The sequence below is a fragment of the Colwellia sp. SU-HH01172 genome, from assembly GCF_057553355.1.
The window spans coordinates 1,555,229-1,574,702 of record NZ_BAAJMB010000001.1; the positions used below are offsets into that span (position 1 = coordinate 1,555,229).

The 19,474-nt window shown below is 39.1% G+C and carries 15 protein-coding genes; 10 read left to right on the forward strand and 5 right to left on the reverse strand.

Annotation, left to right across the window (positions count from 1 at the left end; all coding sequences use genetic code 11):
- Positions 1–10: 10 nt before the first annotated feature.
- The 5 genes from dnaN to glyS all read left to right on the forward strand — a co-directional run bounded on the left by dnaN (position 11) and on the right by glyS (position 7,872).
- A complete protein-coding gene (gene dnaN / locus AC27JP_RS06940) occupies positions 11–1,114 on the forward strand; it encodes a DNA polymerase III subunit beta (RefSeq protein ID WP_487113334.1) in 1,104 nt (367 codons plus the stop codon).
- Complete coding sequence (gene recF / locus AC27JP_RS06945) at positions 1,114–2,208, forward strand: DNA replication/repair protein RecF (protein ID WP_487113336.1); 1,095 nt, start codon at positions 1,114–1,116, stop codon at positions 2,206–2,208. The genes dnaN and recF overlap by 1 nt, the downstream gene beginning before the upstream one ends.
- Positions 2,209–2,218: 10 nt before the next feature.
- Positions 2,219–4,663 carry a DNA topoisomerase (ATP-hydrolyzing) subunit B gene (gyrB, locus tag AC27JP_RS06950; RefSeq protein WP_487113338.1) on the forward strand — a complete coding sequence of 815 codons (2,445 nt, stop codon included), beginning with the start codon at positions 2,219–2,221 and terminating at the stop codon, positions 4,661–4,663.
- 207 nt (positions 4,664–4,870) lie between these two features.
- Positions 4,871–5,806, forward strand: a complete 936-nt coding sequence (gene glyQ, locus AC27JP_RS06955; RefSeq protein WP_487113340.1) for a glycine--tRNA ligase subunit alpha — start codon at positions 4,871–4,873, stop codon at positions 5,804–5,806.
- The gene (glyS, locus tag AC27JP_RS06960) at positions 5,806–7,872 is read left to right on the forward strand and encodes a glycine--tRNA ligase subunit beta (protein WP_487113342.1); all 2,067 of its coding nucleotides are present in this window, start codon (positions 5,806–5,808) and stop codon (positions 7,870–7,872) included. The genes glyQ and glyS overlap by 1 nt, the downstream gene beginning before the upstream one ends.
- A gap of 83 nt (positions 7,873–7,955) precedes the next feature.
- Here the strand turns inward: glyS and tusA are convergent, their stop codons facing one another.
- A complete protein-coding gene (gene tusA / locus AC27JP_RS06965; protein WP_487113344.1) occupies positions 7,956–8,204 on the reverse strand; it encodes a sulfurtransferase TusA in 249 nt (82 codons plus the stop codon).
- 272 nt (positions 8,205–8,476) lie between these two features.
- On the opposite strand from tusA, the gene AC27JP_RS06970 reads away from it, so the two are divergent.
- The 4 genes from AC27JP_RS06970 to AC27JP_RS06985 all read left to right on the forward strand — a co-directional run bounded on the left by AC27JP_RS06970 (position 8,477) and on the right by AC27JP_RS06985 (position 13,916).
- Positions 8,477–10,411, forward strand: a complete 1,935-nt coding sequence (locus AC27JP_RS06970; RefSeq protein WP_487113346.1) for a transglycosylase SLT domain-containing protein — start codon at positions 8,477–8,479, stop codon at positions 10,409–10,411.
- Between the two features lie 62 nt (positions 10,412–10,473).
- The gene (gene pepQ, locus AC27JP_RS06975) at positions 10,474–11,793 is read left to right on the forward strand and encodes a Xaa-Pro dipeptidase (protein WP_487113348.1); all 1,320 of its coding nucleotides are present in this window, start codon (positions 10,474–10,476) and stop codon (positions 11,791–11,793) included.
- Positions 11,794–11,803: 10 nt separating this feature from the next.
- Positions 11,804–12,433 (forward strand): YigZ family protein, encoded by a 630-nt coding sequence (locus AC27JP_RS06980; protein ID WP_487113350.1) that lies wholly within the window; start codon positions 11,804–11,806, stop codon positions 12,431–12,433.
- A gap of 16 nt (positions 12,434–12,449) precedes the next feature.
- A complete protein-coding gene (locus tag AC27JP_RS06985; protein ID WP_487113352.1) occupies positions 12,450–13,916 on the forward strand; it encodes a TrkH family potassium uptake protein in 1,467 nt (488 codons plus the stop codon).
- 41 nt (positions 13,917–13,957) lie between these two features.
- Here AC27JP_RS06985 and trkA read toward each other — a convergent pair whose 3' ends face one another.
- The 4 genes from trkA to def are packed head-to-tail and all read right to left on the reverse strand — an operon-like array spanning position 13,958 to position 18,247.
- Positions 13,958–15,337 (reverse strand): Trk system potassium transporter TrkA, encoded by a 1,380-nt coding sequence (trkA, locus tag AC27JP_RS06990; protein ID WP_487113354.1) that lies wholly within the window; start codon positions 15,335–15,337, stop codon positions 13,958–13,960.
- Between the two features lie 27 nt (positions 15,338–15,364).
- Positions 15,365–16,675, reverse strand: a complete 1,311-nt coding sequence (gene rsmB, locus AC27JP_RS06995; protein ID WP_487113356.1) for a 16S rRNA (cytosine(967)-C(5))-methyltransferase RsmB — start codon at positions 16,673–16,675, stop codon at positions 15,365–15,367.
- A 2-nt stretch (positions 16,676–16,677) separates the two neighbouring features.
- A complete protein-coding gene (gene fmt, locus AC27JP_RS07000) occupies positions 16,678–17,688 on the reverse strand; it encodes a methionyl-tRNA formyltransferase (RefSeq protein ID WP_487113358.1) in 1,011 nt (336 codons plus the stop codon).
- A gap of 43 nt (positions 17,689–17,731) precedes the next feature.
- Positions 17,732–18,247 carry a peptide deformylase gene (def, locus tag AC27JP_RS07005; protein ID WP_487113360.1) on the reverse strand — a complete coding sequence of 172 codons (516 nt, stop codon included), beginning with the start codon at positions 18,245–18,247 and terminating at the stop codon, positions 17,732–17,734.
- 116 nt (positions 18,248–18,363) lie between these two features.
- On the opposite strand from def, the gene AC27JP_RS07010 reads away from it, so the two are divergent.
- Entirely contained in the window at positions 18,364–19,449 is a 1,086-nt protein-coding gene (locus tag AC27JP_RS07010; protein ID WP_487113362.1) for a LysM peptidoglycan-binding domain-containing protein, read from the forward strand.
- Positions 19,450–19,474 lie beyond the last annotated feature (25 nt).

The following is a 19,474-nucleotide window of genomic DNA, read 5'->3' on the forward strand; positions in this document are numbered from 1 at the left end:
TGGGTCAAAAATGAAATTTTCATTAAATAGAGAATTACTCTTGAAACCTTTATTGTTGGTTTCTGGTGCAGTTGAACGAAAAAGTACACTCCCTATCTTAGGTAATATACTTTTTGATGTAAGTGGGCAATCACTTACTTTGACCGCCACAGATTTAGAGCTTGAAATGGTAGCCTATGCAACTATTGATAACCAAGCAGAAGACGGAAAAGTTACGATTCCTGCTCGTAAGCTGCTAGATATTTGTAAAAGTTTACCTGATGATTCTACGCTTACTTTTGAATCTGATAATGATGTTATTAAGATCAGTACTGGCCGAAGTAAATATTCGCTTTCAACCCTTCCAGCGAGTGACTTTCCAAATATTGAACAATGGAAAGGGGATGTTGAATTTAAACTGTTAAAATCGGAATTACTTCGTTTAATCGAAAGTACACATTTTTCAATGGCAAACCAAGACGTTCGCTATTACTTAAATGGTATGTCGATTGAGACTGAAGGAAAAGAAATTCGTTCTGTCGCAACAGACGGCCATCGTTTAGCTATTTGTAAAATTTCTAATCAAGAACTTGAGTTGCCATCTCGACAAGTGATTGTACCGCGAAAGGGCATTCTAGAAATTATTCGTTTGTTAGATCCGGTTGATGAAAATGTACAAGTATTTTTAGGCTCCAATCATGTTCGTATTATTGATACTGAATTCTCTTTTACCAGCAAATTAGTTGATGGCCGTTTTCCTGATTACCGTCGTGTGTTACCACGTAACGGTGACAAAATTTTGAATGCTAATAAAGACGAATTAAGGCAAGTACTATCTCGTGCTTCTATTTTATCTAATGAAAAATTTAAAGGTGTTCGACTTAACTTTGCTAGTACAGAGTTAAAGATAACTGCCAATAACCCTGAGCAAGAACAAGCAGAAGAAGTTATTGAAATTGATTTTCCTTATGAAGAAGTCGAAATAGGTTTTAACGTAAGTTATGTATTAGATGTATTAAATGCAATTAAAGAAACTGACGTTAAATTTACTTTGGCGGATGCTAACAGTAGCGTAGTTATTGAAGGTGGAGAGTCAGGTGAAGCCTTGTATGTAGTGATGCCAATGCGACTGTAATGAGTATTGGTAAATTATTTATTCAAGATTTTCGTAATATAGAAAGTGCTTCAATAAATTTTCATTCAGATGTTAATTTTATTATTGGCGATAACGGTAGTGGCAAAAGTAGTTTATTAGAGGCTATTTTTTACTTAGGGCACGGCAAGTCTTTTCGTAGTTCAAAAGTAGATAATTTGTTACAGCACGAAAAGATCACTTTTACCGTAAGTGCAAAAACCGGTAAAGGTTGTCAACTTGGCGTAAGAAAAGGTTTTGACACCAGCGTAGCTAGTACTGAAATAAGAATAGATGGCGAGAAGCAATCTAAGTTTTCAGCTCTTGCTAAAAATGTTGCGGTACAGGTTATAACACCAGAAAGTTTTAAACTTTTTTTTGGTGGTCCAAAACAACGTAGACGCTTTATTGATTTGGGATTGTTTCACGTGAAACATTCCTTTTCAGAACACTGGAGAGAATTCTCTAGAATTCTTAAACAACGTAATGCTTGTTTAAGAAATAAAGCCGACGTAGCGACATTAAGTTATTGGACGGAAGTTTTTGCTGATAGCTCGCAACAAATTGCAAATTTAAGATCTGAGTATGTTGATGAGTTAACCAAAGAGTTAAGCTTTTGGCTAAAAATCATGTTACCGTCGGTATCTGATGATATAGTAATTCAATACCTGCAAGGGTGGAATTCGAAAAAATCATTAATTGATGTATTAAATCAGTATCAAGAAAAAGAACTGGCAACTGGGTATAGTTTATTTGGTGCGCAAAAATTTGATGTACGATTCGTTTTAAAAGGGACCTCTTTGGATAATCAATTATCACGAGGCCAACAAAAGTTGTTTTTACTGGCATTAACTTTTGCACAAGCAAAACTTATAGAAAGAGTTAATCGAGTAAAGCCAATTTTATTAATAGATGATGTTGGTGCTGAATTAGATAACCATTCAAGAACGTTATTGAATAATGCAATAGCAGCAATTGAATGCCAGGTTATTGTAACAGCAATAGATAAAACAGCAGTGGAACAACTCGTTCCTCAAAAAGAAAACTATAAAATGTTTCACGTGAAACATGGCAAACTATCAGTAATGAGTGAGTAGGCTACAAGCTATGACAATAGAAAATGAATATGACTCGGCAAGTATAAAAGTACTTAAAGGCTTAGATGCAGTTCGCAAAAGACCAGGGATGTATATAGGTGATACCGATGATGGCACGGGCCTACATCACATGGTATTTGAGGTGTTGGATAACTCGATTGATGAAGCTCTTGCAGGCCACTGTAGTGATATTATTGTTAAAATCCACTTAGATGGCTCTGTGTCTGTAAAAGATGATGGTCGTGGTATTCCTACAGAAATTCACCCTGAAGAAGGTGTTTCTGCAGCGGAAGTTATTATGACTGTACTTCATGCGGGTGGTAAATTCGGTGGTGAAGACTCAGGCTATAAAGTTTCTGGTGGTTTACACGGTGTTGGTATTTCTGTAGTAAACGCATTAAGTAGTAAATTAAAACTTAATATTCGCCGCGAAGGGAAATTATACGAGCAAATCTATAGTGCAGGTGAGCCTCAAGAACCGTTAAAAGTTGTTGGTGAAAGCGATAAAACAGGCACAGAAGTAAGATTTTGGCCAAGTGAAGAAACCTTCTCAGATGTGCTATTTCACTACGACTTACTGGTAAAAAGAATTCGTGAACTATCGTTTTTGAATTCAGGTGTATCAATTAAACTTATTGATGAGCGTGAAGAAGGTAAAGAAGATCACTTCCATTTTGATGGTGGTATTCAAGCATTTGTTGACTACCTAAATACCAATAAAACCCCTGTAAATGATGAAATATTCTATTTCGATTTAGAGCGAGAAGACGGCATTGTTGTAGAAGTTGCTATGCAGTGGAACGATGGCTTCCAAGAAAGTATCCATTGTTTTACCAATAACATTCCACAACGAGATGGTGGTACTCACTTAAGTGGTTTTAGAACCGCATTAACCCGTACGCTTAATAGTTACATGGTTAAAGAAGGTTTAAATAAAACTAAAAAAGGTGGTAGTACAGAAACCAGTGCTTCTGGAGACGATGCTCGTGAAGGCTTAACGGCTGTAATATCGGTTAAAGTTCCTGATCCTAAATTCTCTTCTCAAACTAAAGATAAACTTGTTTCTTCAGAAGTTAAAACAGCTGTTGAACAAGCTATGGGCGAGAAGTTAGGTGAATATCTATTGGAAAAACCTGCGGTAGCACGTACCATTATTATGAAGATTGTTGATGCGGCCCGCGCTCGTGAAGCAGCTCGTAAAGCAAGGGAAATGACACGACGTAAAGGTGCGTTAGATATCGCTGGTTTACCTGGTAAATTAGCTGATTGTCAGGAAAAAGATCCGGCACTCTCAGAACTATATATTGTGGAAGGGGACTCTGCTGGCGGTTCAGCCAAGCAGGGACGTAACCGTAAAAACCAAGCAATACTTCCGTTGAAAGGTAAAATTCTTAACGTTGAGAAAGCTCGTTTTGATAAAATGATATCTTCTCAAGAGGTCGGAACCTTAATTACTGCTTTAGGTTGTGGTATTGGCCGCGATGAATATAACCCTGACAAATTACGTTATCATAGTATCATCATCATGACCGATGCTGATGTCGATGGTTCTCATATACGTACTTTATTATTAACCTTCTTTTATCGTCAAATGCCTGAAATTATGGAGCGTGGCTACATCTATATCGCTCAGCCACCTTTGTACAAAGTAAAAAAAGGTAAGCAAGAGCGCTATATTAAAGATGATGAAGGGCTAACTGAATACCTAACAACATTAGCACTAGAAAATGCTGAGGTTCACGTGAATGAATCTGCTCCAGCACTATCAGGCTTGCCATTGGAGCAGCTAGTTAACCAGTTCCGTAAAACGCATGAAACGATAAAACGTGTATCACGCTTAATTCCTGCTGATATTCTTGAAAAAATGATCTACGGTGATGTCATTAGTAACGAAGAATTTAATGACAAAGATAAAGTAGAATCATGGACAGCAAGCTTGCTTAAGCAATTAGATGATCAAGATGGTAATGGCTCTATTTATACCGTTGAAGTTAAGCAAGACCATGAACGTAATATTTATTACCCAAGCTTCAATGTTCGTAAACATGGTATAGATACTTGCTATGACTGTGGTTACGACTTTATTGAGTCAAAAGAATTTGAAGCAATTCAAGCTTTAAATAAAGCCATTAATGGCCTGATGGAAGAAGGCGCTTATGTCAAACGTGGTGAAAAAATAAAACCCGTATTAGAGTTTGAAGAAGCACTAAACTGGTTAATGGCAGAATCAAAACGTGGTCAATACATTCAACGCTATAAGGGACTAGGTGAGATGAACCCAGACCAATTATGGGAAACCACCATGGACCCTGAAACGCGCAGAATGCTACAAGTAACCATTGAAGATGCTATTGCTGCGGATCAACTATTTAATACCTTAATGGGTGATCATGTAGAACCGCGTAGACACTTTATTGAAGAGAATGCCCTTAAGGTTGCAAACTTAGACGTATAGTTTTTAAAAAACAGATAAAAAATGCCCGGTCACCATATCGGGCATTTTTTGTTTCTAACCTTGCAATTACCCATGAGCTTTGAAGCAGCATGAGTATTTTTAAATTGAATATATTTCAAACATCGAAGCAAGGACACTAGGCTAATAAAGTGACAATAGGTATAATTAGCCTTATTTGACAAAATATAACCAAAAATTCGGATTCTCATGAGTACGTTTAATATAAAGACCTTTCAAGGACTAATATTGCAATTGCAAGATTATTGGTCACGCCAGGGCTGTGTAATAGTTCAGCCATTAGATTTAGAAGTAGGGGCTGGAACATTTCATCCAATGACGTTCTTACGCTCTATTGGTCCAGAACCAATGAGCAGTGCCTACGTTCAACCATGTCGACGTCCAACAGATGGCCGTTATGGTGAGAACCCGAATAGATTGCAGCACTACTACCAGTTTCAAGTTATGCTAAAACCTTCGCCTGACAATATTCAAGAGTTGTACCTAAACTCGTTAAAAGAAATGGGCATTGATCCATTAGTCCATGATATTCGATTTGTAGAAGATAACTGGGAATCGCCAACTTTAGGTGCTTGGGGCCTTGGCTGGGAAATTTGGTTAAACGGCATGGAAATAACCCAATTTACCTATTTCCAACAAGTGGGCGGTATAGAATGTGCTCCAGTTACCGGCGAAATTACTTACGGCTTAGAACGTCTGGCTATGTACATTCAAAATGTTGATAGCATCTATGACCTTGTCTGGACAGATGGCCCTATGGGCAAAGTACTTTACGGCGATGTTTTCCACCAAAATGAAGTGGAACAATCAACTTACAATTTTGAACATGCCGACGTTGCAGACCTGTTTAAAACTTTCGATCAATGTGAAGCGGTTAGTGAAAAACTTATTGCAGAAGGATTGGCATTGCCAGCTTATGAGCAAGTAATGAAAGCGTCACATGCCTTTAACTTACTTGATGCTAGACACGCAATTTCAGTTACTGAGCGTCAGCGTTATATTTTAAGAGTTAGAGCATTATCTAAAGCCTGTGCCGAGGCATACTATGCGAAACGAGAAGAGCTTGGTTTCCCTCTATGTAAAAACAATAATGCCAATGGCGCACCAGCAGAGGGACAAGCATAATGACTACTGAAACTCTACTCATTGAATTAGGTACTGAAGAGTTACCACCAAAATCTCTTAAAACATTAGCAACAACGTTTTACGAGCAAATAAAAGTACAGTTAGATAACGCTGAGCTTTCTTATAGCGACATTCACTGGTACGCCACACCAAGACGTTTAGCTGTTAAGGTTGAAGGTCTAATAGCTTGCCAAGCAGATAAAGCCATTGAAAAGCGTGGTCCGGCTGTCAATGTTGCCTTTGATGCAGAAGGTAATGCCAGTAAAGCAGCAGAAGGATGGGCTCGTTCAAATGGCATTACTGTTGCTGATGCTGAGCGCTTAGTAACAGACAAAGGCGAATGGCTTCTACATAAAATGGTAGAGCAAGGTAAGCAGGTTGAACAATTGATTCCTGACATGGTTAACTTTGCTATTAATAAATTACCTGTACCTAAGCCTATGCGTTGGGGCTCAGGCAGAACACAATTTATTCGTCCAGTGCATACTTTAACTATGCTTTATGGCGAAAAAATTATTGCCGGTGAAACATTAACTGTAAAGTCAAACAACTTAGTTACTGGTCATCGTTTTCATCACCACGGGTTAGTGGCGATTAATCATGCCGATAATTACGAAGCCATATTGCGTGAAGCGCACGTTGTGGTTGATTATGAAGAACGTAAGCAAACGATTTTAGCGCAAATTAATGCTGCAGCAAAAGAATTAGGTGGTGTTGCTTTACCGGATGAAGAATTACTTGATGAAGTAACTTCAATTGTAGAATGGCCGGTTGTATTAGTTGGAAGCTTCGATGAAGAGTTTCTTAATGTGCCAGCGGAACCATTGATTTATTCAATGAAAGATCATCAAAAATACTTCCCAGTAACTAATCCTGAAGGTAAGTTATTGAATAAATTCATTTTTGTTTCAAATATTGCCAGTAAAGACCCTAGCCAAGTTATCAAAGGAAATGAAAAGGTTATTCGTCCTCGTTTGGCTGATGCTGAATTTTTCTTTAAAACAGATAAAAAACAAACACTTGAGTCTAGGTTAGCTAGTTTAGAGTCGGTTTTATTCCAAAAGCAGCTAGGCACGGTAAAAGCAAAGTCAGAACGAATTGCGAATTTAAGTGAGTTTGTTGCAGAGAAAATTGGCGATGATAAAACCTTAGCTTACCGAGCAGGTTTGCTAAGTAAAACCGATTTAATGTCTGATATGGTACTTGAGTTCCCACAAGTTCAAGGAACTATGGGTAAATACTACGCTCAGCATGATGGTGAGCCGGAGGCAGTTGCTCAGGCATTGGAAGATCAATACCGTCCTCGTTATGCAGGTGATGCCTTACCTGAACAAACGATTGGCTGTGCCGTTGCTATTGCAGACAAAGTTGATTCTTTAGTGGGTATTTTTGGTATTAACCAACCACCAAAAGGCGATAAAGACCCATTTGCGCTTCGTCGTGCTGCGATTGGTTTGATCCGTATAATCATTGAGAAACAGCTCAACCTTGATATTGCAGAGCTTATTGCCAAAAGTGTCGAGTTATACCAAGACAAGCTATCTAACCAAGATGTTGCTAAACAGGTTTTAGACTTTATCTTAGGCCGTTATCGCGCTTATTACCAAGACCAAAATATCTCTGTTGATGTAATTCAAGCGGTTTTAGCCAACGCACCTTCTAAGCCTTTAGATTTTGATAAGCGTATCCACGCCGTGACTCACTTTAAAACCTTAGCTGAATCAACGACGTTAGCAGCAGCGAATAAACGTGTTGGTAATATTTTAGTCAAATTTAAAGGTGAACTATTTTCTGAGTTCAATCAAGACCTAGCTTCAGAAGCAGAAGAAAAAGAACTTGCTGCGACCTTCGCCGAAGTTAAGGTTAGAGTGTTACCATTGATGGCGAATAAAGATTATCAAAATGCTTTGGCAGAGTTGGCAACGTTAAAACAGCCGATAGATAACTTTTTTGATAACGTTATGGTAATGGCAGATGACGAGCAAGTTAAAACAAACCGTTTAACCTTGTTAAGCAAAATCCGCGATAGCTTCTTGAACATAGCAGATATATCTTTACTGCAATAACGTTATTTTCTGATACTGTTTATCATGGATACAAAAAAGGAATGCATTGCGCATTCCTTTTTTATTTTCAGAAAATAAGTAAGCTATAAACCTTTCTTAATAAGGTAATGAAAAGGAAGTTCCTGGGTTTGTTGTTCAACAAGTTGATGTTCCATAAAGCGACAAAAACTTGGAATATCGCGAGCGGTTGAGGGATCATCAGCAATCACAAGCAAAGTATCATTGATGTTAATCTTTCTAATTTTCTGGCGCACCATCATTACAGGCTCTGGACATCGTAGTCCAAGGGCATCTAATTGGTGATCTGCTTTAGGATATGATGCCTTGCTCATTATCTACCTTATTTCAACTGAACTAATTATCATCTGAAATGAATAATTCAATATACTATTAATTACACCTAAAAATATTTGCTAAGTTTATCTTTAAATTATCATGACGCAACTGTAATTAAGCTTTTTTTAAATTTTCCTTAAGAATGAATTAACTGATATCAAAATTTACAGGATTTTTTACAATTTAAGCGATAATATCTTTGATTAAACTTGCTTTGTTATTTTATGAGTGAATAATTGAGTTATGCATTTTTTCCCAAGGCCCCCCAATGCCGCAAAATATATTCCCTAGCTTAACTGGCTGTATAAAAGCTGTTTTTCTTTGTTGCCTCTTTCCTAGTTCATTATCGTTAGCAGCTGATGAAAACAGTCAGCGCAAAACATTCTTACAAGCGGAAAAACAAATTTGGAATGCCAGTTCCAGCACCTATCAAAGTTTATATGATCAGTTACATTACTACCCATTACAGCCATATTTAGATCAAAAGCGCTTAATGACAAGAATGAAATTATCATCAGCAACAGAAATTGGTGACTTTCTTAGCAAGTATGAAAATACGCCATTAGATTGGCCGTTACGAAAAAAATGGTTAAATTACTTGGCGAAACGAAAAAAGCCGATGCTATTTCAAAACTATTTTAAAGCCACTAGCAATGTTGAATTAACCTGCCAGTATTACCGTTTTCAATTACAAACTGGTGTTGCTCCATCTCGGGTTTTACCAAAAGTAACCAAACTGTGGTTGGTAGGTAAATCACAACCTAAGGTGTGTGATCCTTTATTTAAGCAGTGGCAGAAGGCTGGGTACAGAACGAACGAGCTAGTATGGCAGCGTATTGCGCTAGCTGCTGATGGTGGTAAGCATACCTTAATCCCTTATTTAACTAAGCTATTGCCAGCTAATGAGCAATACCTTGCGAGCTTATGGCATAAAGTACGAAGAGATCCAAGTTATGTGAAGCGCTTGTCAAAATTTAAAAACAAGTCAGAAAAAGCGGCGACTATTGTTACTTATGGCCTTAAACGATTAATTTGGCGTTCGCCAAAAGAAGCGCTTGATACCTATGAAGTTGCAAAAAGCTTACTACCCTTTACTAAGCAGCAGCATCAGCAGATCACACTTAAATTTGCGATAGCCTTGTCGAGTAAGAATCATGACCAAGCCCATAGTTGGCTTGATAAAGTTGATGAAGATTTATTTAGTCGTAGCCTTACGCAGTGGTATATAACGGATGCACTACGCGAGCAAAACTGGCCAAATATTAAAGCAAAACTATTAAAGTTACCGAAGAAAACGCAAGAAAGTTTGCAATGGCGTTATTGGTTTAGCCGAAGCTTATTGGCAACCGATGAGGTAGAAGCTGGCAATAAGCAATTAAACGAACTTGCACAAAGTCGTCATTATTATGGTTTTTTAGCCGCAAGTTTTTTAAATCAGCCGGCAAACTTTCAAAATAAGCCATTAGAAATCACACCAGATGAAAAAGCGCTTATTCTTGAAAGCCCAGCGGCAAAAAGGGCTTTTGAGTTGTTTGCTATTGGTCGTTTTCATCATGCACGTAAAGAGTGGAATTATTGGTTATCTAAATTGAATGAACGCGATAAATTAGTCGCTTCAAAAATTGCCAATGAAATGCAATGGTATGACAGAGCCATTTTTACGTTGGCGAAGGTTGGTTACCTTGATGATGTTAATTTGCGTTTTCCGTTAGGGTTCGAAAAAGAAATTAAGCATTATTCCGGTCATCAAAAAATTAACCCTGCGTGGGCATTTGCCATTGCCCGTAGAGAAAGCTCTTTTATGTCAGACGCTAACTCATCAGCAGGAGCGAAAGGACTAATGCAAGTTATGCCGGGCACAGCAAAACAGTTGGCACGTAAAAAAGTATCAACAAGAGAGTTACTTGATGCAAAAAGTAATATTAAATTAGGAACTAAATATTTACGTAATTTACTCGACCGTCATGACGGTAATCAGGTGCTGGCAACCGCCGCCTATAATGCTGGTCCGTATCGAGTAAAAAGCTGGTTAAAAAACACTAAGTCACTGCCTGCTGATGTTTGGATTGAAACCATACCATTTAAAGAAACTCGAGAATATGTAAAAAGTGTTCTTGCTTATCAGCAAATATATCAGCAAAAAGTTGGCTCAAAAAAGTCATTATTTGATCAAATTATTGCTATGAATATCAGCAAGAAATAAATGTCCTAACTAGGCAGGTAAAAGCGTTATAATACGCCAATAGAAATACAGAGATAAACTAGATGAATACATTAGCCAAGTTATACCCAGCTCATGCCGTTGAGTTGCAAAAAAGAACGCAAGCCGCACTTTCAAGAGAAAACCTTGATGGCGTAGTGATTCATTCAGGACAGGAGATTAAAGCGTTCTTGGATGATAACAGTTACCCGTTTCGCGTGAATCCACATTTTAAGGCTTGGCTACCATTAGTTGATATTCCTAATTGTTGGTTAATCGCTAATGGCAGCGATAAACCAACCTTGATTTATTATCAGCCAGTAGATTTTTGGCATAAAGTAATTGAACTAGCGGATAACTATTGGAATGATTTTTTTGAGATTAAAATACTTAAAAATGCCAGCGAAGTAGATAAATTACTGCCTTACGACAAAAAGGGCTTTGCGTATATTGGCGCGCATATCGAGGTGGCTAAAGCGTTAGGTTTTGAACAGATTAATCCTGAGCCATTAATTAACTATTTACATTTTCATCGTGCTTATAAAACGCCTTACGAGCAAGAGTGTATGCGTAAATCAAATGCTATCGCGGTAAATGGTCATAAAGCGGCGAAAGCAGCGTTTTTTGATGGTGCTTCTGAGTATGATATTCAACAGGCTTACCTAAAAGCGACACAACATGTTGAAAGTGAAACTCCTTACGGTAATATTGTTGCCTTAAATGAAAACACCTCAATATTACATTACACCGCATTAGAGCGCGGTGTCCCACAAGCTCATCGTTCGTTTTTGTTAGATGCCGGCGCCAATTTCCATGGTTACGCCTCAGATATCACCAGAACTTACTCTTTTAAACGCGACCGCTTTGCTGAGCTAATTGCTCGTATGGACGAGTTGATGCTAAAAGCGGTAGATGGTTTAAAACCTGGTGTCAGTTATGTTGATTTGCATATCGCGACATACAGAGATATCGGAAATGTGCTGCGTGAGTTTGATTTTATCAATGTTGATGTTGATACTGCGGTAGAAAGTGGCATCATTTCAACCTTCTTCCCACATGGCTTGGGTCATCACTTAGGATTGCAAGTTCATGATGTTGGTGGTTTTATGGCAGATGAACGTGGCACTCATGTTAATACGCCAGAGCAGCATGCATTTTTAAGAACATCTCGGGTCATTGAAGCAAATCAAGTATTTACCATTGAGCCAGGCCTATACTTTATTGATTCATTGCTTGCCGACTTAAAAAAATCAACAAATGCAGCAATGGTCAATTGGCAAAATGTTGATGCCATGCGCCCATTTGGCGGTATTCGCATAGAGGACAATATTATTGTTCATCAATCGCATAACGAAAATATGACTCGAGAACTTGAGTTAGGTTAAGCGAAAAACTGTGTCTACACCATACTTAGTGGCGGCTGAAGAAGTTATCGATGAAATGATAGTAACTCGTAGCCGCTTTATTTGTTATTTAAAGCCATGTTCAAGTAGCGCACAGGCTAAGGCGTTTATTAAAGAACTACAGGCGTTGCATCCGCAAGCTAATCATCATTGCTATGCTTTTATTGCGGGTCGTTCAGAAAACAGTCAACTCTATGGCTTTTCAGATGACGGTGAACCCTCAGGCACAGCTGGAAAACCTATGCTAAGTATGCTGATGGGCAGTAATATAGGCGAGCTTTGTGCCGTTGTTGTACGTTATTTTGGTGGTACTAAATTAGGGCCCGGCGGTTTGCAGCGAGCATACGGTAGTAGCGTTAAACAAGCATTAACGCTTTTAACGACAAAACTGAAAATTCCTATGGTGCGCAAAACCTTAGCGTGTCAATATACACAAGTGAACGATGTTTTATATTTTCTTGAGCAGATAGGTGGCGAGATTATAAAGCAAGATTACAATGAAGATGTATTATTAACACTTGCGCTACCTGAAGAGAAACAGAATAGCTTTCAGCAGCATTTGCAAACATTGTCTTCAGGGCAATTAAAATTACAACCTGTAATTGAAAAAGACATTAACTAAAAAATAATAAACAGCTGTGCAAATTAAAAATATTATTCGAATACTAGGGCTATTAGTTGCGCTGCTAAGCGTTACTATGCTGCCGCCTGCATTTATTTCTCTTTTGTATCGAGATGGCGGTGGTGTTTCATTTTTAATGGCATTTGTCTTTTGTCTATTTGCTGGCTTATTGTCTTGGTATCCTAATCGAGCAGAAAAGGGCGATTTAAGGGCGCGCGAGGGCTTTCTGATTGTTGTGCTGTTTTGGACCGTACTGGCAAGTTTCTCAGCGGTGCCTTTGCTCTTACTCGATGAACCTAATCTTTCTATTGCTGATGCATTCTTTGAATCATTTTCTGGCTTAACTACTACTGGCGCCACTATTTTAACGCAAATTGATGGCTTACCGCATGCCGTACTTTGGTATCGTCAGCAATTGCAATGGCTTGGTGGCATGGGGATTATTGTGCTCGCGGTTGCTATTTTACCTATGTTAGGTATTGGTGGCATGCAGCTATACCGTGCTGAAACCCCGGGGCCAGTAAAAGATTCAAAAATGACCCCGCGTATTGCTGACACCGCAAAGCATTTATGGTTAATTTATGTCACATTAACTATTGCCTGTGCCTTGAGTTACTGGGCGGCAGGTATGAACTTATTTGATGCAATATGCCATTCATTTTCTACTATTGCCATTGGTGGCTTTTCGACTCACGATTTAAGCATGGGGTACTTTGATAGCCCATTAATTAACTTTATTTGTGTGTTCTTTTTACTCATTGCCGGGGTAAATTTTGCTTTGCACTTTGCTGTCGTTAATAGCCGTTCTTTACGCAGTTACTTTTATGATTCTGAATTTAAGGCTTTTTTAGGTATTCAGTTAGTGCTTACTTTAGTTTGTTTTGCGGTACTGATGAGCTTTAATATTTACCAGTCTGGTTTTGATAACTTTGAGCAAGCACTTTTTCACGCGGTTTCCATCAGCACGACAGCAGGTTTTGCCGCAACGTCTTCTGGTGAAGTGGCCTTTTCAAACTGGCCAACTTTGTTACCGATATTATTAATATTCTCGAGTTTTATTGGCGGTTGTGCCGGCAGTACAGGTGGCGGTATGAAGGTTATTCGCGTGCTATTACTATATTTACAAGGTCTACGAGAGTTAAATAAACTCGTACATCCAAAGGCGGTGTTTACCATTAAATTAGGCAAAAAAGCCTTACCGAACCGTGTGGTTGAAGCCATATGGGGGTTCTTTTCTGCTTATGCAGCGGTATTCGTCATTTGTATGTTGTTACTACTTGCTGCGGGTATGGAAGATATATCAGCATTTACCGCAGTAGCTGCCTGTTTAAATAATTTAGGCCCAGGGCTAGGGCAAGTCGCGGCAAATTTTGCTGAGATAAATGATTTTAGTAAATGGGTGCTTATCGTTGCTATGTTGTTTGGGCGTTTAGAAATTTTTACCTTGCTGGTACTATTTACCCCAGCATTTTGGCGCACTTAAGCTATTAAATAAGTACGTAAAAGGCCGTTAACGCTATCTGATTAGAAGAAAGCCAGTGGGTCGAGTTGGAATAACGCCTCAACGTCATTGATATAGCGCTTATTGACTAAAAATAGCACCACATGATCTTCTGCTTGAATCTTAGTATTCGAATGCGCAATAAGTACTTCTTCATTACGAACGATAGCGCCAATGGTTGTGCCCGGTGGTAATTTAATTTCTTGGATAGTTTTACCGATCACTTTTGATGATTTTTCATCGCCTTTAGCGACTATTTCTATCGCTTCAGCAGCACCACCACGCAAGCTATAAACATTATCAATATTACCGCGGCGCACGTGGGTTAATAACGCTGAAATGGTGGCGTGTTGTGGCGATACCGCAATATCTATGTTACTGCCATGAACTAAATCAATATAAGCGCTGCGTTGGATCAGTACCATAGCTTTACGCACACCTAAGCGTTTTGCTAATAACGAAGACATGATATTGGCTTCATCATCATTGGTTACGGCAATAAAGACATCAAATTGGTCGATATGCTCTTCCATTAATAGTTCTTGATCAGAAGAGTCGCCGGTAAAAACTAGGGTGTCATTTAACTCGGACGCTAAATATGCCGCCCGTTTAGCTGAATGTTCAATCAATTTTACTTGGTGATTTTTTTCTAATAATCGTGCTAAACCTGCACCGATATTACCACCGCCGGCAATCATTATTTTTTTATAGGGTGCTTCTAGCTTTTGCAGTTCGTTCATTACTGCGCGAATATGAATGGTCGCGGCAATAAAGAATACTTCATCGTCGGCTTCAATAACGGTAGTACCCAAAGGACGAATAGGCTTACCGTTACGGTAAATAGCCGCTACCCGAGTATCAATATTCGGAATATGTTCTCGTAAAGTTGATAAGGCATGACCTACTAATAAACCACCATAGTACGCTTTGACTGCCACTAAGCTGACTTTACCTTTAGCAAATTCTAATACTTGTAGAGCGCCAGGGTAATCAATTAAGCGTGCAATATCGCGCGTAACCAATTGTTCTGGTGCGATAATGTGATCGACAGGAATATTTTTATTTTGAAACAGTTCTTTTTGATACTTAAGAATTTTTCCAGAACGAATTCGAGCAATTTTATTGGCTGTATTAAATAAAGAATAACAAATTTGGCAGGCGATCATGTTAGTTGCGTCATCACTGGTTACTGCAATAACAAGTTCGGCATCTTCAGCGCCGGCTTGTTTTAGTACGTCAGGATGTGAGCCTTGGCCAGTAACTACCTGCAAATCCATCTTATCTTGTAATTCACGCAGGGTTTCACTATTCGTATCTATTAGAGTGATGTCATTTTGCTCGCCAACGAGATTTTCCGCTAACGTGCCACCAACTTGTCCGGCACCAATAATTATTATTTTCATTTATAGTTGCTTTTATTATTAGGTATTTTATTGTTTTTTAATGAGTTTGGCATAATAAAAACCATCCATCGAATCATCGTTGGGTAGAATTTGCCAGCCAATATCGCTGACGTCTTCGGTAATGGCTATTAACGCTGCATCACTGTTTTTCTCAACAAACTGCTGCACTTGTTGGCTGTTTTCTTCCGGTAAAATACTACATGTTGCATAGAGCAAAGTACCACCGGGTTTTAGCAAAGACCATATGTTTTTTAATATATCTTGCTGTAAGTCAGTTAAAACCGCAATATCTTGGCTTTTTCGTAACCATTTTATATCTGGATGACGACGTATGACACCTGTGCCAGAGCATGGTGCATCAAGCAATATTCGATCAAATAATTGTCCATTCCACCATTTCTCAGGTGTCGCTGCATCAGCCGCAATAACATTGGCTTGCAGATTAAGGCGTTGTAAGTTTTCATTCACACGCCCTAATCTAGACGCTTCAATGTCGATTGCCGTCATTGCCTTTATTTTCGGACTATATTCAAGAATATGACAAGTTTTGCCGCCGGGTGCAGCACAACAATCTAGAACATTATCTTCTGGCTGACAATCAAGTAAATGTGCGGCTTGTTGCGCTGCGCCATCTTGTATTGAAACCCAACCTTGCTGAAAACCTGGTAACTTCATAACGTCGATCGCTTCGGTTAACCTTATGGCACCTGATTGCTTATCAACGAGTAAGTGTTCAATATTTTCCGCAGCTAACAGTGTTAAATATTCTTCAACGCTGTGGTGAAGTTGGTTAACACGCAGCCACATTGGCGGGCGATGCATGTTAGCGTGTAAAATTTGCTGCCATTTTTCAGGATAAGCACTTTGTATTTTTTTGATAAACCATGATGGATGATTAAAGGCGATGGCATCAGGTAATTCGCTAATGTTAGTTGCTGAATCATCATTTGATGCTTGCTGTTGGCGTTGGAAGTTTCTTAATACACCATTGATCAACCCTTTTAAGTGGTCACACTTTAACGGTTTACATGCAGAGACGGTTTCATTAAAGGCGGCGTGATCAGGAATGCGGGTGTATTTTATTTGATATACGCCAACTAACATTAAAAAGTGACCAACGCGCTGTTTACCGGTTAATGGTTTTTTAATGAATTCTCTTACATCATGCTCAAGCTCAGGTAAGTGTCTTAATACACCGTAACAAAGCTCTTGCAATAAGCCTTTATCTTTAGCGTCTATTTTTGCTATTTGTTGTGGTAGTTCGTCGGCTAAACTTCGACCTTTATCTACCACGGAAAAAGTGCAACGGGCTGCTAATGCTCTAAGGTTTGCTGCCATAATTAGCTTTGCTCTTGTGTTGCAGCAATCTGATCATCAAGTCCATTGATCGATAGACCTGGTGCAAACCAATTAGCTTTGCCATTTAAAATATCGGCAACCGCTAAGGCTTTTTTACCTGGCAGTTGGATAACTTCCAAGCGTAAGGCGCCTTCGGCAGTGGCAACGACAATACCTTGTTTATCGGCGCTAATAATATTGCCTAGGGCCTGATTGTGTTCAATCTCCATTACGCTTGCTTGCCAAACGCGTATGCGATGCTGTTTGTTGCTCTCGTTAAAAGTGAACTGAGCCACAGGCCAAGGAATATATGCTCTAATTTTTCGCTCAAGCATATCGGCGGGTAATTGCCAATTTAGTTCAGCTTCCGCTTTGTCTAGTTTTGCGGCATGTGTTGCTAGCTCATTATCTTGTGGTTCGCGTGTGTATGTGCCATTAGCCATTATTGCTAACGTATCTAATAGCGCAACAGGACCCAACTTAGCCAGCTTTTCGTATAAACTGGCACTAGTATCTTGCAAAGTAATATCACAAGTGGAGGTTAGTATCATATCACCAGTATCAAGGCCTTTATCCATTTGCATTATGGTGACGCCCGTTTGTGGATCTCCCGCTTCTAAAGCGCGCTGAATTGGAGCTGCTCCTCGCCACTTAGGCAAGATTGAACCATGCACATTAATACAACCGAGTCGTGGTGTCTCTAATATCACGGTTGGTAATAATAAACCGTAAGCAACCACCACCATAACATCGGCTTGGTAACTGGCTAATGTTGTCTGTGACTCTAATGCTTTAAAGTTTTCAGGTTGCTCTACTGGAATGTTGTGTTCCAAAGCCAGCAATTTTGTTGCACAAGCCGTTAGCTTTTTACCGCGGCCGGCGGGTTTATCGGGAGGACAATATACCGCAACAATATTGTGCTCTGATTGCAGTAAAGCCGCTAAGTGCTGAGCGGCAAAGTCGGGTGTTCCGGCAAAAATAATATTCAATGGTTTAGCTAATGCGTTGGACAAAGGAGTTCCCTGAATGCAAGTTAGTCAAAGTGTGTTTGGATATTTAAGCGTTGGCTTTATCTAAGCGTGCTTCTTTTTCCAATTTAGTTTTAATGCGCTGGCGTTTAAGCGGTGATAAGTAATCAACAAATAAAATACCATTTAAGTGATCAAGCTCGTGTTGAATACAAATAGCCAGTAACTCTTCACCATCTAAGGTGAACTCTTTGCCATTTTTATCAAGTGCCTTAACGGTAACATCAACGCTACGATCGACTTTTGCGTAACAACCAGGAACGGATAAACAGCCTTCCTCATTAACTAAGGTGTCATCACTCTTGCGAATAATTTCAGGATTAATTAATACATACGGATGTTCTTTATTCTCAGAAACGTCAATAACCACAATTCGTTGGTGAATATCGACTTGTGTTGCCGCTAAACCAACGCCATTTTCGGCATACATAGTTTCAAACATGTTACTGATAATAGTGCGAATTTCATCATTCACTTCAGTAACGGGTTTTGCTTTTGTTCTTAATCTCTCATCTGGAAATCGTAATACAGGTAAAATAGCCATAATTTTTCAAAAGGATTCGCGAAATGTCGCATAGAGTGTTATGTTTCAATTTTAGCCATTAATTAAAATTAATCATAGTGGTTTAGAATAAAACCTATAAGAATAGGCAGATTAACATGCTAATAAGAACAATTTCACTGATACTTGGCCTGACAATGTCATTAGCATTGTTGGCTGATGAACTTACGTTGAATCCTAACGCCCCGAAAACTTACATCGTAAAGAAAGGGGATACCCTATGGGATATTTCGGGTATTTTTCTTAAACAACCTTGGTTGTGGCCTAAATTATGGCGTTTAAACCCTGATATAAATAACCCGCATTTAATTTATCCGGGTGATGAACTGCGTTTGGTTTTCGACGAGCAAGGTCAGCCAATGTTAGTTAAAGGCAAACCTGAATTAAAATGGTCGCCAAAAATTCGTAAACAATTAAAAGACCAAAATCCAGTCAGCACCATACCATTACAAGTTATTGCTCCATTTATTCATTATGAAAGTGTTAAGAGTGAGGAAGAGTTGGCGCTATTACCGTATATAATTGGTAGTGATGAAGGCTATAAGTCGAGCCTTGATGGCTTTAAAGTTTATGTAAACAGCGATCTGGTTGTCGGGCAAAGTTATGGTATTTACCATAAAGGTACAGCGATTGTTGATCCAGAAAGTTCAGAAACGCTAGGATATAATGTAAAACTTGTTGGTACAGGTAAAGCGACGCAAAGTGGCGATATCAGCCAAAAACAGCCTAGCACTATATATCTTGAGAGTGCGGTACGAGAAATTCGTTCAGGTGCTTATGTTATTCCTGTTAATACCGACCAACAATATCCCTCTATTTTTACTATGCGTGCTGGAAATACAACAAATGGCTTGATTGTCGGCTCCTCTATTGAATTAAGAGAGTTTGCAAAACTTGATGTAGTGATGATTAATCGAGGCAATGACCAAAATGTGCGAACAGGCGATGTTTTAACGGTAAGTCGTAAAAGTCCACCGGTAGTTGAAACCGAGAGTGGCCCACAATATACCAGTGATACCTCGCGTTGGAACCGCATGGCCAATGCTGAAAATTCAGACTACGACATGCCGGAAGAGCCAATAGGGCAAGTGATGGTTTTTAAAGTTTATGACAAAGTCAGTATGGCGCTAATTCTTAGCTCTGAAAAGCCGCTACGCGTGCTTGACGGAGTTGCTGCGCCGTAAGGTATAAGCCACTCTTAAGGAGAAG

Excerpts from the sequence above, each read along its gene's own strand:
- dnaN (WP_487113334.1), top strand. The coding sequence starts at position 11 with ATGAAATTTTCATTAAATAGAGAATTACTCTTGAAACCTTTATTGTTG.
- recF (WP_487113336.1), top strand. The coding sequence starts at position 1,114 with ATGAGTATTGGTAAATTATTTATTCAAGATTTTCGTAATATAGAAAGT.
- gyrB (WP_487113338.1), top strand. The coding sequence starts at position 2,219 with ATGACAATAGAAAATGAATATGACTCGGCAAGTATAAAAGTACTTAAA.
- glyQ (WP_487113340.1), top strand. The coding sequence starts at position 4,871 with ATGAGTACGTTTAATATAAAGACCTTTCAAGGACTAATATTGCAATTG.
- glyS (WP_487113342.1), top strand. The coding sequence starts at position 5,806 with ATGACTACTGAAACTCTACTCATTGAATTAGGTACTGAAGAGTTACCA.
- tusA (WP_487113344.1), bottom strand. The coding sequence starts at position 8,204 with ATGAGCAAGGCATCATATCCTAAAGCAGATCACCAATTAGATGCCCTT.
- AC27JP_RS06970 (WP_487113346.1), top strand. The coding sequence starts at position 8,477 with ATGCCGCAAAATATATTCCCTAGCTTAACTGGCTGTATAAAAGCTGTT.
- pepQ (WP_487113348.1), top strand. The coding sequence starts at position 10,474 with ATGAATACATTAGCCAAGTTATACCCAGCTCATGCCGTTGAGTTGCAA.
- trkA (WP_487113354.1), bottom strand. The coding sequence starts at position 15,337 with ATGAAAATAATAATTATTGGTGCCGGACAAGTTGGTGGCACGTTAGCG.
- rsmB (WP_487113356.1), bottom strand. The coding sequence starts at position 16,675 with ATGGCAGCAAACCTTAGAGCATTAGCAGCCCGTTGCACTTTTTCCGTG.
- def (WP_487113360.1), bottom strand. The coding sequence starts at position 18,247 with ATGGCTATTTTACCTGTATTACGATTTCCAGATGAGAGATTAAGAACA.
- AC27JP_RS07010 (WP_487113362.1), top strand. The coding sequence starts at position 18,364 with ATGCTAATAAGAACAATTTCACTGATACTTGGCCTGACAATGTCATTA.